This window comes from Ottowia beijingensis (assembly GCF_042680925.1).
Taxonomy (GTDB): domain Bacteria; phylum Pseudomonadota; class Gammaproteobacteria; order Burkholderiales; family Burkholderiaceae_C; genus Ottowia; species Ottowia beijingensis.
The window spans coordinates 183,832-197,695 of sequence record NZ_JBHUEP010000004.1; the positions used below are offsets into that span (position 1 = coordinate 183,832).

Sequence of the window (13,864 nt, forward strand, 5' to 3'; positions counted from 1 at the left end):
GTTCCCAGCTTTGTGCATTGAAAGATTTAGAGAAGACGAAAAATGGCCCGCATCGAAAATCACAAATACAGCATCGAGGAAGCCTTCAGGGAATGCTTCTACATCGTCCCGGACTACCAGCGCGAGTACGTCTGGACGGACAAGGAAGTGCATCAGCTGTTGGAGGACATCGGCGAACAGATCGATGTGGGCACCACGCGCGAATACTTCATTGGTACCGTGCTGGTGTCGCCGACCGACCAGAAGAACCATTACGAGGTGATCGACGGCCAGCAGCGCCTGACCACCTTCTTCCTGCTGCTGTGCGCGCTGAAGCATCTGTTTCAGGGCGAGCCGCAGCGGCAGATGATTTCCGGGCTGATCTCAACCAGCTATGTGGACAGTGACGGCGAGGTGCGCACCAACCTGAAGCTGGAGCCGCGCTACGAAAGCGCGGGCGAAGTGATGGCCAAGCTGGTAGAGCTGGACGCCGACCCGCAGGCCGTGCGCGCAGGCATTCAGGCAGCTGGGATCGCCAGCTTCGGCTCCCTGGAAAATCTGGTCAACGCCTACAGCACGCTATATCGCTACCTGAAGGACAACTACGACGATGCGCCCAAACTGAAGAAGTATTGGGGCTATCTGGCCAATAACGTGGTGTTCATCCAGATATCCACCGACGTCAGCAGCGCGCTGAAGATTTTCGAGACCATCAACGAGCGCGGCGTGGGCCTGAACCCGATGGACTTGCTCAAGAACCTGCTGTTCACGCAGGTCAAGCAAGCGCAGTTCACCCAGCTCAAGGACGAGTGGAAGAAGATCACCAAGCCGCTGGAGAAGGAGAAGGAAAAGCCGCTGCGCTTCCTGCGCTACTTCCTGATGGCCAACTACGTCATCAAGAACGAGCGCGGCGACTCAGTCGTGCGCGAGGACGAAATCTACGACTGGTTCGTCGCCAAGGACAACGCGGCGCTGTGCGATTACGCAGGCAAGCCCTTCGAGTTCGTGCGCAAAGTGATCCGCAACGTCGAGCACTACCTGGCCTTTGCCAACGGGCTTGGCAACGATGGCAAGCCGAGTCTGGCAATGGACAGCCTCAAGCGGCTGGCAGGCGGCGCGTTCAGTTTGCACTTCGTCCTGCTGCTGGCAGCGGCGAATTTCCCCAAGCCGCTGTTCGACCATTTCGTGGCGCAGCTGGAGAGCTTCCTTTTCTATTACATCTTCACCAAGACACCGACCAAGGATCTGGAACGCAGCTTCTCTCAGTGGGCCGACGAGCTGCGCGTGATTGCCGAGACCAGCGATCCGGTGAAACAAAAGGTGCAGCTCAACGCGTTCATTGCCGAGCGCTTTGAGAAGAACATGGCGGGCAAATCACAGGAGCTGGCCGACGCCCTCAAGCGCTTCACGCTGTACTCGATGCAGCAGTACCGCACGCGCTACCTGCTGGCGCGACTGACGCAGCACGTCGACATGGCCTTCAGCGGGCTGAAGGTGCCGGGCAGCCTAGAGCCGTTCACCAATCTGGAAATCGAGCACATCCTGCCCGACAACCCGAAGGCGGAGCTGCGTGCCACGTGGGCAGCAGAGAACCCGAATGCGGTCTACGACGACTACAAGAACCGGCTGGGCAACCTGACCTTGCTGGAGAAGCCCATCAACATCGTCGCGGGCAATGACTTCTACACGGCCAAGCAAGTCGAGTACGGCAAGAGCGGCAACTACTTGACGCGCAGTCTGGTGGCGCTGACCGAGGTCGGACAGAACACATCGATTTCCCGGATCAACGCCAAGCTGGAGGCTTTTCCTGCGTGGAATGCCGCGTCCATCGAGAAGCGCCACGCGCTGCTCATCGCGCTGGCGCAGGAAGTCTGGAAGACGACGCCAATTGACGTCTGATGATGGGGTCTATCGATATGAGTAATGCATCAGCACCTGCGCCGATGTGCGATGACTGCAAGGCCTTGATTGGCGCGTCGAGAAGCACGAAGCCTCATGCAAATCTCGAGTACAAGGACGGCAGAAAGGTCTCGTCGATGATGGGCGCTGCCGATGAGGCGTACTACCGCTGCAAAGTGTGCGGCCACGAATGGCTGCACGAGACCGGATCTTGCGGCATGGGTTGGGTTGCATAGCTGTGGCGGCTCGCATGGCGAGATCAACCCACAATGACGTCCCGTGAAGATTATGGACAGAATCGATATTGGCACCTGGGCAAACATCAGCGCTGAAGATTGGAGTTCCCTCCTTCTGGGCAACGGCGCCAGTATCGCCATCCACAAGGAGTTCGCATACCCAACACTCCATGGCATCGCTGATGCAAAAGGACTGCTCGCCACCACTGCCCCAATATTCGCCAAGCTCGGGACAACCGATTTCGAGCATGTTCTGCTCGCGTGCTGGTATGCCGAGCACGTCAACGGGGCATTGGGGACGCCGTCGGCCGCCATCTCCGCAGCCTATGAGGAGGTCCGTACAGCACTGATCGAAGCTGTGCACAGTGTGCATCCGGTGCATGCCGATGTTGCCGCCGACCTGCAACTGGTCGGTGCGTTTGCGAGCGCGTTTCCCACTGTCGTCAGCCTGAACTACGACCTCACCTTGTACTGGGCCATGCTGCTGTTCAACGCGGCGAACGGGAGTTGGTTCAAGGACGCATTCCACGACGGGGAGTTCCAGACGGATTGGGAATATCTGCGGCGACCCTATGGGCACGCTGCAGGAGCAACATTGGTTTTCTACCCTCACGGCAGTCTTGCGGTTGCTCGTGACTACCTTGGTGATGAGACAAAGCTTTCTGTAGGCGCGGGAGGCGCAGGTGACTTGCTTGGCACCATAACCCGGATGTGGGCATCCGGGCACTATGTGCCCGTGTTTGTTAGCGAGGGAACCAGTCATCAGAAGGTCGCTGCGATTCGCCGAAGTCACTACCTGACGAACGTATATGAAGAGGTGCTGCCCGCCCTTGGAGAGAGCCTGGTCGTATATGGCTGGAGCTTTGACGAGCGAGACCAACACGTGCTCGACGCCATCGCATCGAGTCCGCCAAAGCGAATGGCCGTCTCGGTTTTCACTGGTCAGCCAGATGGAGATCAGCAGGCGTTCTGCCACCAAGTGCTTAAGGCTGCTGGCCGGTCCTTGCCTGACACAGAAGTGATGTTCTTCGATTCGCGAAGCCCTGGATGCTGGAACAATCCATGATGCGGTGCTGAACCCTACTGCTCGCTGGCAACCTTCATCTCCCTGACCCACGTTTGCAACGCCCTTAGCTGCTCGGCGTTCTCGTGGCAGGTCTGGTAGTTGGCGGCACCGGTTCCGGCGACGGCAGAGAGCGCAAGGCCTGCGGCGGCCGCATCAGCATCTCGGGCGGGCTCGGGCAGTTCACCGGCGGCGGCAGCGTCGTGCAGGCGCACAAAGCCACGGTTGATAGTGCAAGCAGCATCGGCTTGAACGGGCACATAGACGGGAACCTCCTTGATGATGGTGTCGCCCTTCTCGCGGACGACGCGGACGCGGTCGACGTACTGGGTGACGACCTTGACGGTGGCTTGCGCCTGCCGCTCGCGGATGGCTGCGGTCTGTAGGGCTTGTTGCTGGACGGCGGCATCCCATTGCGCTTGAACGTGGCTTGCGCCCTTGATCCAGCCGAAGCCGACCAGGGCGACGCCGAGCACCGCGAGGGCCAGCAGCCGGTACGGCCATGGAATCACACTCACGATGCCTCCCCGATGCACTGCCGGTACTCGGCCTCGCGCCGTGTGGCCAACCCGCCGCACAGGCGCGCATTGGCGGGCAGCGCGCAGTCCTTACCCTGGAAGAAGCGCCAGCGCAGCAGCTCGGCACAGGCCCCGGCGTAGTCCCCGGTGTTGAGTTTTCTGACCAGTGTGGATTGGCAGAACGCGCGGCTGCCGACGTTGTAGGAAAAGCTCACCAGCGCGTCGTACTCGTGCTGGGCCAGGGGCACAGTCACGCATTGCTTGAGCGCCCCCTCGAATTGCTGTACGTCGGTAAGTGCCCGAGCCAGCGCCTTTGGCGGCGTGGTGGTGTCGCCCAGCTTCACCCCGGTGGTGGTGCCGAAACCAATGGTCGGCACATCGCCCTTGACCGGGATCACTGCGCGATCGGTGTAGCCCTCGTGCAGCACGATGCCGACCAGGGCGGCGGCGGACAGCGTCAGTCCGGCCACCGTCCTGCGCATCACGGGTGATGGTGTCCGGGTCATCGGTGCATCTCCGGCTGCGCCACGATGCGAGCAACGGTTGCGCCGATGCTGGCGGCAAAGGCCAGCAGCACAAACGCACCGCGCGGCAGTACATCCCCGAACAGCGGCACCACCACCTCCGCCGCTGTGAAGGCAGCGGCCAGCAGCGAGAAGCGGATACTCCAGGCACGTCGCAACACGCGCCGCCAGTCGTCCAAAAGGCAGATCTTCGGCTTGGCGGTCATTGCACGCCTCCCATCAGCTTCAACTTTATGGCGGCCCCCACCAGCAGCGCGGCCAGGATGCCGGTGGTCACGACCTTGATGGTGGTCTGCCACGCCGTGCGGCGGGCATCGCGCCACGCTTCCAGCAGATCGCGCAGTTCGCGGATGTCCTTCGCCGCACTGCCGTTCTCCAGCCCGAGATGGGCAAGGCAACGCTCGGCTCCGCGTTCGGCGGCACGGTCGAGCAGTTCGTCGAAGTCCTCGCGGCGCAACAGGAGCATGTTTTCCACGAGGGCGGCGGGTTGGTGTTCGGGTTCGGTCATTGCAGGTCTCCAGAAATGCGAAACCCGCCTGATGCACGTGGCACCAAGGCGGGTTCAGGGGTGATCAGGAAGATAGGTTTCAGATTTCGATGATTTCCAGCGTCAAGCTGGGTGCGCCGCCTTCGATGACGTCATCACGCACGAACACCTTCTGGCCGATGGCAGCGCTGCCGCGTGCGTGGATCAAGCCGCCGCCGGGCAAGGCGACGGTCACGACGCCGGAGCCGACGCCCACCACCGTGCCCGCCTGCAATGGCGGATCAGGGATAAGTTGGCGGAACTGCTCGTAGAGGTTATGCATGGCTCTGCACCCCCAAGGTCTGCCAGACCTCCGGCATTCCTGCCTCGACTTGCGTCGAGCGCACGATGCCCAGCCTCGTCACGCTGCCGTCCTGGTACTCGACGAACGCACCCGGCTCGATGATTCCCGTCTCGGCCAGCACCGGCAGGCGCAGGGTCACCTCGATCTGTTGCCCGGTATCAGCTAGAACCGAGATGCCCCGCTGGCGCGCCGCAGCGGCTTCGGTGATCAGCGCATCGACCACCATCGGGGCCAGCACATCCCCGGCAGTCCCAGCCCGACTCACCTGCCCAAGCACACCGACATCCTGGCCGGACACGAACACGCGGTTGTAGGCGGGCCTCTCCGCCCAGCGCAGCGATTCGCGGGCCACCGCATCGACGGGCAGCACGAAATCTGGCGTGACGGTGTTCCACTCCCACGGCGCGACCGGATACCGGTGTCGCACACGGATGCTCTGGTTGGACGCGTGCGGGATCAGGTAACCTCCGGCCGCGCTGGCAATGGCAACCAGGGCTTCCATCCACGTGCCCTGCTGGGTGAACACCCCGGCAGGGACGTTCCAGTCGGTCAGGCCCCAATCGATGCTCCAGCCCAACGGGATGCCGTTGAGCGTGAGTACGTCGTCCATCAACTGCCGCGCCGTGCGCGCCTGCGGTTGCTGGAAGTTCATCACCGGCGCATAGGGCACGGCCAGTACGGCGTTGCGTCCTCTTCCGGAGATGCGGATGCTCGCGTCGCCGAACACACGCTCGCGGCTGATGCTCTCGGCCAACACGCGAAACGGCTTGCCGTTGACGCTGGCTACCAGTTCGACCGGGCCGCCGTTGCTTCCGGGGGCGACAAGAGCTTCTGCGGCGGCGGGCAGCAGCGCATCGAAGCCCCACGTCCAGGAGGCGGCATCGAGCGCCAGTGAAAGGCTGAACACCGGCACCGGCAGACCATCTGGCAGCCGATGCAAGGTCACGTTGTTGATCACGAAATACACCCTCCGAACGGGAACGACCACCGGCTCCCCATCGGGAGGTGGCGGGTCGATGTGGTTTTCACAAACGAACAGCAAGTGGCTGTCCGCAGGGGCCAATGCCGCGAACACCAGGTGGGCGCTCGGCGTGTAGCAAGGTTGTGGCGCGGGCGGCTCTGGGATCACCCAGATGCTGATCCCCGGCGGTGGCGGAGCGGCTTGCCTGTACCGGCCACGCCAACCCCTCGCTGATGGACTCGCGCTCTGAAAATCACTCCCTTGGCGCTGGGCGAGCTGCCGCGCGGTTTGCCAAGGGCTCACCCGTCCCGCGCGCTTGGTGCGGTCGCCGTCTTGATGACGAAACCCCGTCACATCGCGCAGGCGGGACGCGTTCTGAAACAAGCTCAGTCGAGCCAATTCGAGATACGTGCCATCCTGATGCGCGAACCACGTCAAGTCGTGGAAGCGCCGAGCCTGTTGCTGGCCGGTGCGATGCTGCGCAGGCAGCGAGGCCAAGACCGGGGGTAACTGATGGTCGACGCCTTGAGGCACGGCAATCATGCGCCGCCAGAACGTCTTCCAGCCTGCGGGCGTTGCAGCCGCATCCTGCTGGCCCTGCTTCGCGCCGTCCTCCGTCTGCTTAGCCACCTGCCAGAGGTGCGAAGTCCGACCCACCGTGGGACGCTGCGTGTGCGACGCGTACCTGACCTCTCCGGTGAACACCACGCCGGGCAGGCTTGCGCCAGCGCCAGCCCCCACGTTCAAGGGCACGCTCGGGCGCAAGACCAGTGACTGCACCGTCAGGCCCGGCAGTTGGGCCAACAACTCTGCCCGGGCCGGTGGGATGAACTTGATCGTGACGACCGGCAGCGGCAGCGTGGCCCGCACCGTCACATCGTCGCGCGGGGCGATGTAGTTGGCTCCGAACACCAAATTGGCGTCGGTGGCAGCGGGTTGATCGAAGAGCAGATCTACCAAGGGCGGACCGACCACCACGGTGACGGCGGGCGCGGGCAACGTGGCGACCAAGGTCACCTCGTTGGTCACGGCAGGCACGGCTTACCCCAGGATGGCCGACACCATCCGGGCGTCACCGCCCAGATAGAGTTGGGTAGCGGCCAGTTTCACATCGCCATCGCCGTCGGTACCGCTGCAATCCAGATCCAAAGCCGTGACTTCGTTGCCGTTGACCAGCCGCGCCCACGTGGCGACGCCGGTGCTGGTGATCAAGCCGTCCTCCTGTTGCGTCAGGGTGAGGAGTCCCCCCGCAATCGTGCCTGCGGGCTTGGTGAGCCTGATCTCGACCAGCATCGCGCTCGCGGGCGTCGTCGCCGGGGTGGCGGGACGCGTACCGCCGTAAATGCGCAGGCGCGCCGGGTTGTTGCCTGCGTCGAGGAAGGCCAAGGTGCCTGCCAGCCGCGCCTCGTTGTGTTCGACAGTGATGGCAACGGTCACGGCATCATCTCCGGGCGTAGGTTGTCCGCGATCACGGCGCGGTACATCTGCTTGTGGTCGTAGCTCACCACGGTGTATCGCTGCGCCGGGTCCAGCAGTTCGAATCGGTAGTTACCTCCGATGCCTGACCAGGTCTCGGCGACCAGGACGCGGGTGTTCTCGCTGATGAGCTGCACCCTCCGCACCAGCGGTTGGTCGGGTTGTCCCTTCTCCTTGACCGTTCCGACGATGAATCCGTGGCCGCTGAAGTGGATGTTCTTGCGACCGTTCGGAATTGGATGGAACTGCCAGTCGTAGCCACCACCTCGGTTCCACAGATTGCTCGACGGGCTGTTGAGACGCGACAAGTCGACCTGGGCATTGACGCCGATGTTGGCGGCGGGATTGGGCGGCACCGAGGTCGAGCCCCCGGCCAGGGGCAGGAGATCGTCGTCGGCGTTCACGCCCACCGTCGTCGGAAAAGCGGGCAAGCCAGACGGGGTGTCGCCTGCGATAGCGTGGACCCGTGCCGTGGCTCCGTACAAGAAGACGCCAGGAATCAGCTTGCCCCGGTAGGCGGCATCGCCAACCTGGAACATCAGCACGCCATCCGCTTTGAACTGGATCAACCGCGCCCAGGGCACGCCGTTGGCATCCAAGGCACCGACGATGACCTCGCAGCGCAGGGTCAACCGCTGGCCGACGTTGAAGGTCGGAGCCACGTCGGCCAACCCAGCGATAGGCCTCGCCCCATCATTGACCCCGCCCGTCACCGCAGCCCCGTCACCGAAACCACTGTTCCAGCGGGAAACACTCCACCCCCCGTCGAGGTGTGCGAACCGGTAGCCCTCGGAACCATTGCCGGTCGTCATCCACAGCCCGATGTGCTTGCGGGCGCTTGGGTCGGTCAGCAACTCGACGTCGGCCTCGAACCAGAAATCGCCGTGGGCGGTTTCATTGAAGCGCAGGATGGACTGGCTGTTGGGAGCCGAAATGTCGATGGATTGCTGCGCACTGTTGTGCGTCGCGGACATTCCGCCCAGGACTGCGGTGTAGCCGGTGGCAGGCGCAGTGGCGAAGGACTCGCTCAGCGGGTAGCTCATCGCTTACCTCCAAGGCCCGGTGATGTCGAATGCGATCTGCGCGCCTTCGGTTTCCGAGCTGTATTGCGTCCTGACCAACAGGAACCTTCTGCCTTCCTGACCGACGACGTTGTCGACGATGGTCTGGTCGCTGTACGGACGATCCTGGGGCATCCACAGCATTCCAGGCAGGATGCCGCGCATGTGGCCATCCTCCTGCCGCACGTAGGTGGGCAGCAGCCACAAGCTGTAGTCGGCTCCATTCGGGAACGGTGTCGGGCCCCGGCCGCAGATCTGCTGGCCGTTGTTCGTGTTCAGGGACGTGAGCCCAAACCGCACCGGGTTGCCGAGTTGGGTGTGGTTGCGCAGCAGCACCTTGCCCGTGAAGTCCAGGGACGAGACCAACCCGTAGCCGCTGAACTGGCCGGGATAGCTCCAGTAGTTGCTCATCCCCGAGTAGTTGTCATCGGCAGCCAGCACCGTGGCGTAGTTGTCACCCGGCTTGAAGCTGATGAGGTCCCCGAAGCAGTAGCTGTTGCGGCCATACCAGCCGTAGCCCGCCGCGTTGGTGCAGAAGAGGAAGAACAGGCGGTCGTCACCGATCAGCACCCAGTTGCGCCCACCGCCGCCGCTGTCGCCATTGCTCTCGTACTGGGGGCCGCGCGCGTGGAACCACTTGTACCAACCCCACTGGCTGGCGGTGACCTGCTTCCAGTTCTGCGTCGGGTTGTTCGGGTCATAGGGGGCCTGCGCGCCGACGATGGTGTCGATGTCCGACAGGTCTTCGACGATGCCGACGTTGGCCCACTTGGCCCAACTCGTCGTGTAGTTGGGCGTCTTGAGGCTGTTGTCGATCAGCAGCAGGTTCTGCGGTGACTGCGGGTTCTTGCTGCGGTAGGCAGCCTTGTGAGTAGCCGAGAACGGCTTGTCCCACCCCAGCGGGGCGACCTTGGCCGAGAGACTCGTCACCGTCGTGGCAGGCGAGACGGGCGTGCCGGTCACCGCGTAGGTGAACGTGGTCATCGTCGCCGTCAGCACGCGGAACTGTCCGTTGTACTCGGGCTGCTCAGCGCCAGCGATCTCGACCACCTGAAATGGCCGATAGGCGTGGCCCGAGGAAATGGTCGCCGTGGCGATGCCGTCGGCAAAGGTCAACGTATCGATGGCCTTCAAGGCGAAGCCATTGATCAGGCACGCATCGAGCATCGTCACCAGATCGCCCCAGTTGTTGGCGATCTGGGGCGCGCCGGTCATGCCGCTGCTGAAGTATTTGACGGTCAGGTCGGTCATAGGAATTCCTGCGAGAAGGGTTCAAAGATCAGGGGGCACCCACACCATCAGGGCGTGTCGACGTCCCCGCGAATCAGCAACGTGAAGTGGTCGTCGGGCACGGACTCCGGTCCCTGCTGGACGGTGCGCACCACCCAGACCGGGAACTGGCTGCCGATGGTGTTGAAGCGCAGCACGTTGCCGGTGGCCCAGCCGTTGCCCCAGCCGAGCGCGGGCAGACGGAAGTACGGCACGCCGGTCGCCGGGTTGTTGGGGGCGCAGTCGGCACTGGTATTGCCGGTGGCGATCACACCTACGTTCTCGCCGATGACCTCGAACGAGGTGCTGTTGGTCATCCGAACCACCCAGCGCTCGGTGAGCGCCCCGCGATTGGTGACCGTGATTGGGTACTGGGTGTGGTTGAAGGTGGCGGTGGCAGCGCTGCCGATCAGTTCATCCGACCAGCTGCCGTTCCAGGTGCTCTGGTCGAACACGAGGTTCACGCGGGCGAACAGGTCACCGGCCACCAGCGCACTGGAGACGAAACTGCCAGAGACCGGATCGCCGGCACTGGCCAGCGGATAGGCGTGCGTCAGCGGGCGCGTGAAGCTGATCTCGCCGTTGATCTGCACGTCGCGCACCACGGCCATGTCCTCGATGCGGTGCTCGATGGTCACTGGCTGGCTGTAGCCGGTCACGTCGGTGAACGTGACGGTGCCTGCTTCGAGATCGGTAACGTAGCCTGTGTGGATCACCACGCCGTTGTGGCCGACCACGCGCACGCGCGAAAGACGCACCCGCGCGCAGTCGATGGTCTGGCCGTTGCTGACCGAGGCAGTGATGCGACCGGTGTGGCCGACGACGGCGAAGCCTCCTGGACGGAAGATCGGCACCCGCCCATCGCTGGGCAGGCGCACCGGGTCGATGCCCAGCAGCGCCGCATCGAGGGGTAGATAGCTGTAGGCCACGGCGCTGTAGCGCAGGCTGGAAGCCGCGACCGGCTCTGGCCGGAAGATCTTGCCGTCTGGCCGCACGTTCTCGGCGTCGAACCACGGCTCGCTCTCGTTGCCCGCCGCCGTGACCACGGTGCCAAACCGCACTCGCACAAGGCCAGTGTCGTAATCGACGCTGCCGATGACGCCAGACGCGGTGATCGTGCCGTCGATGCCTGCCGTCACGGTCTGGGTTCCACCCACGGCGCGGGCGAACTGAATGGAGAGCGATCCTGGGCGAAGTGGCGCAGCACCGGTGCGGAACACGTACTCACTGGAGATGTTCTCGCCCACAGTGGTCACGCAACTGGCGCGCGTGATGCTGTTGGTCGCGCCCGCCGACCACGAGGTGAGCGTCACCGCACCAGAGAGGTAGTTGATGCTGCCGCGCGTGACCCAGCCGCTGGGTGTGAATTCGCGCAGCGTGCCCTGACCGTTGTCACCCCAGGGCTGGCTGCCCGCGATGGACAGCAACACCGTGCCCGTCACCACCTGCGCGTTGACGCCGGGCACCAGCCGAAACGATGGGCTGAACGCGAACGTCTCGCTGTGGTTGCTGGTCGAGCCCGCGCTGTTGTAGCGCAGCTTGACGTAGCCGGACTCGTCGTTCGGGTACAGCGACGGCGCATCCACGTAGTTGATGCCGCCGTAGTTGAGGCGGAACATCTGGCCCACGCCCGACGCCCAGCCAAGGCGCTGCGCCCCGTAGACGGGACTTGGAATCTTGACCGTGACGTCGGGCTGGAACTGCACCGCCCCGGTGGCATAGTTGACGCTACCGATGACTTGGCCTGCGCGCAGCACATTGCCCGCACCATCGTCGCGGGCGTATTGCGTCGGATCGACCCCGTTCCACAGGCCTAGCCCCATCGCCTGAATCTGCTGCAGCGTGTAGACCCCGAGTACGGCGGTGTCCGTCAGGGTGTTCCACTCGATCTCCAATGAACCCGGCTCGATGGAGCCCAGGGTTGCAGTCACCGGCACCTTGCCCTGGCCATCGCGCGAGGGGTGCGCGAAGCTGTCCTCCTGCTTGGGGCCCGCAACGTAGTCCACGGTCAGCAGTGCGCCGACTGGCGGCAGGACATTCGGCGCGAAGCTCAAGAGGTTCTGCGCGACGTTCAGACTACCGGTGGCAGCACCACTGAGCTCGCCAGACGTGGTGGCGGACGCCGTGCGCGTGCCCGTGCCGCTCTCGTGTGGCCAGGTGATGGTGAGCGTGCCTGGCTGAACGCTTTTGCCTTCGGGCGGGGCAAGCTGCAAGGCCTGCGATGCCTTCAGAGCGGCGGTTGGCTGCTGCGTTTCCTGGGTCGGCACGTTCCACGTCAGGATCAGCGAGGAGCCCACGTCGGGCAGTGCCCCCAAGGTCACGACGAAGGCCCCAGTGTTCTTGTTGAAAGTACCCGCGCCGTAGCTGGCATCCAGCCCTTTGAGAGAGCCATTGCCGCCATCCGAAAGCACGTACCAACGGCCCTGCGCCATGTAGCTGATGGCAAGCGTGCCGGGTTGTGGCACCGGGTTCACGGTGCCGACGTAGGACTGGCTGCGCGATTCCGGCGTGACCGCGATCTCCGCGCTTTGCGGCGCGCGCTGCAGTTGTGCAGCAGGTGTGTAGGTGATGGCCTTGCTGTTGGACATCGAGCCGGAGTTCAGGCTCAGGATGCCGTTGGCGTAGTCGATGGTGCCCAGCGTGCCGCTGGCGGTCTTGAGTAGGCCCGCATCGTCGAAGATCGTGATGCCATCGGTGACGATGGACAGCGACCCCGGCAGGCAGCCACCCGGCAGGTTGAATTTGATGCTGGTGTTCCAGGCGTGGCTGGCCGTGTAGCTCACGGGTGCCGCGCCCGGCACCGGCAAGCCTGCTGCAGCGTAGGGTGGCACGAAGGAGATCGGCGTCTCGGTCTGGGCGCTGGGCACGAGCTGCGTGTAGATGGACGCGCCCTTGATGGTGAAGTCGCCCACATTGGCAGCCTGCGTCAGCGGCACGACGCCGACGTAGGTGCCCGCGTCGGCCACCACCGTGTCGCGCGTTTTCGTGCTGTTGGTCGCCCGCGTGAAGGTTCGGCTGGCGGGCGAGCCCGTGAAGTCGAAGCGCAGCGCGTCGCTGATGGCGACGGTGACGACCGCCGCCTTGTAGTCCTGGTCGGTGTTGTAGGTGAAGCTGCGCTCGACCACCGACACGGCGGTGGCGCGGATGTACTGCTCCTTCTGCGTGGGCAGTCCCTCGTTCTCGATCAGGACGAGGGTCTGGCCGACGTTGGGCACGGCATCGCTGAGGCGCTGGAAGAGCTGGATCACCCGCTGGCCCGCGATGTGGTTCTCGAACAGGTAGCCCGCCCACTCCGGCCCTTTGTTGAGGTAGGCCTCGATGCGGGTCTGCGCCTGCTCACGGGTGTCGAAGGTCTTGCGGGTGGAAAACAGCGTGACGCTGACGCGCACGTCCTGCGGCGGCTCAGCCACGATGACGTTGGCCCCGAAGTAGGTGTCGGTATCGTCCGTGGCCACCTGCACGAAGCTCTTGCGCAGGTTGACACGGCCTCCGGCGCGATCCAGCTCGGAGATGTCGGGGAAGATGGCGTTCGATACGCCATCGGCAATCACGAGGCCCGTGGGCGCGCCGCCGCCTTCGGGCACGTCCGCCATCACGGCGGACTTGAGCAGCTTCACGTCGCCAGATTGAATTGGCATCAGGCAATCTCCAGAAATCGAAGGGTCAGGCGGTAGAAGTCGTTGCCGGATCGCGCCGGGATGCCCAGCACGGGTTCGGCCTCGATGGCGACCTCCTGGTGACGGAAAGCGACCGTGAAGACCCGGCCATCGGCGAAAGTAAGTTCGAAGCGGCCTGTGCTGCCGCCCACCGGAATCGCCGCCCATGCGCGTAACTGCTCGACGGCGGCACGCGTCACCCAGGCCATATCGGGTGCTCCCACCAGGGTGATCGGCCGACCTGCCTGCCGGGCGGCCGACTGGATCAGCAAGGCCCCGGTGATCAGGTAGGACGCATTGGCGACCGCTGGCGACCACGCGTGCTCGTCGCTCCAGAGCAAGTCGTCCGGCAATGGCAGAGCCACCCCGCTGTCGAGGTTCTTCAGTTGCAT

At 63.9% G+C, this 13,864-nt stretch carries 13 protein-coding genes; 2 read left to right on the plus strand and 11 right to left on the minus strand.

Annotated elements, in window-relative coordinates:
* Positions 1-42: 42 nt before the first annotated feature.
* Positions 43-1,878: a DUF262 domain-containing protein gene (locus ACFSCU_RS03000; RefSeq protein WP_377559860.1), complete on the plus strand. Its 1,836-nt coding sequence runs from the start codon at positions 43-45 to the stop codon at positions 1,876-1,878.
* A gap of 288 nt (positions 1,879-2,166) precedes the next feature.
* On the plus strand, positions 2,167-3,180 hold the full coding sequence (locus tag ACFSCU_RS03005) for a DUF4917 family protein (protein WP_377559913.1): 1,014 nt from the start codon (positions 2,167-2,169) through the stop codon (positions 3,178-3,180).
* Positions 3,181-3,194: 14 nt separating this feature from the next.
* Here ACFSCU_RS03005 and ACFSCU_RS03010 read toward each other — a convergent pair whose 3' ends face one another.
* From ACFSCU_RS03010 to ACFSCU_RS03060, 11 genes are all read right to left on the minus strand, one after another.
* Complete coding sequence (locus ACFSCU_RS03010; protein ID WP_180550066.1) at positions 3,195-3,695, minus strand: lysis system spanin subunit; 501 nt, start codon at positions 3,693-3,695, stop codon at positions 3,195-3,197.
* Entirely contained in the window at positions 3,692-4,201 is a 510-nt protein-coding gene (locus tag ACFSCU_RS03015) for a lysozyme (RefSeq protein WP_377559862.1), read from the minus strand. Before ACFSCU_RS03015 ends, ACFSCU_RS03010 begins: the two co-directional genes overlap by 4 nt.
* Entirely contained in the window at positions 4,198-4,425 is a 228-nt protein-coding gene (locus tag ACFSCU_RS03020) for a DUF7940 domain-containing protein (RefSeq protein WP_045667467.1), read from the minus strand. Before ACFSCU_RS03020 ends, ACFSCU_RS03015 begins: the two co-directional genes overlap by 4 nt.
* Positions 4,422-4,727 carry a DUF6127 family protein gene (locus ACFSCU_RS03025; RefSeq protein ID WP_115075718.1) on the minus strand — a complete coding sequence of 102 codons (306 nt, stop codon included), beginning with the start codon at positions 4,725-4,727 and terminating at the stop codon, positions 4,422-4,424. The genes ACFSCU_RS03020 and ACFSCU_RS03025 overlap by 4 nt, the downstream gene beginning before the upstream one ends.
* A gap of 79 nt (positions 4,728-4,806) precedes the next feature.
* Complete coding sequence (locus ACFSCU_RS03030) at positions 4,807-5,028, minus strand: hypothetical protein (protein ID WP_180551727.1); 222 nt, start codon at positions 5,026-5,028, stop codon at positions 4,807-4,809.
* Positions 5,021-7,039 (minus strand): hypothetical protein, encoded by a 2,019-nt coding sequence (locus ACFSCU_RS03035; RefSeq protein WP_377559864.1) that lies wholly within the window; start codon positions 7,037-7,039, stop codon positions 5,021-5,023. Before ACFSCU_RS03035 ends, ACFSCU_RS03030 begins: the two co-directional genes overlap by 8 nt.
* Before the next feature lie 12 nt (positions 7,040-7,051).
* The gene (locus tag ACFSCU_RS03040) at positions 7,052-7,447 is read right to left on the minus strand and encodes a hypothetical protein (protein WP_377559865.1); all 396 of its coding nucleotides are present in this window, start codon (positions 7,445-7,447) and stop codon (positions 7,052-7,054) included.
* Complete coding sequence (locus tag ACFSCU_RS03045; RefSeq protein WP_377559866.1) at positions 7,444-8,529, minus strand: hypothetical protein; 1,086 nt, start codon at positions 8,527-8,529, stop codon at positions 7,444-7,446. Before ACFSCU_RS03045 ends, ACFSCU_RS03040 begins: the two co-directional genes overlap by 4 nt.
* A gap of 3 nt (positions 8,530-8,532) precedes the next feature.
* Complete coding sequence (locus ACFSCU_RS03050; RefSeq protein ID WP_377559867.1) at positions 8,533-9,798, minus strand: hypothetical protein; 1,266 nt, start codon at positions 9,796-9,798, stop codon at positions 8,533-8,535.
* 47 nt (positions 9,799-9,845) lie between these two features.
* Positions 9,846-13,454: a hypothetical protein gene (locus tag ACFSCU_RS03055; RefSeq protein WP_377559869.1), complete on the minus strand. Its 3,609-nt coding sequence runs from the start codon at positions 13,452-13,454 to the stop codon at positions 9,846-9,848.
* A complete protein-coding gene (locus tag ACFSCU_RS03060; RefSeq protein ID WP_180550067.1) occupies positions 13,454-13,864 on the minus strand; it encodes a hypothetical protein in 411 nt (136 codons plus the stop codon). Before ACFSCU_RS03060 ends, ACFSCU_RS03055 begins: the two co-directional genes overlap by 1 nt.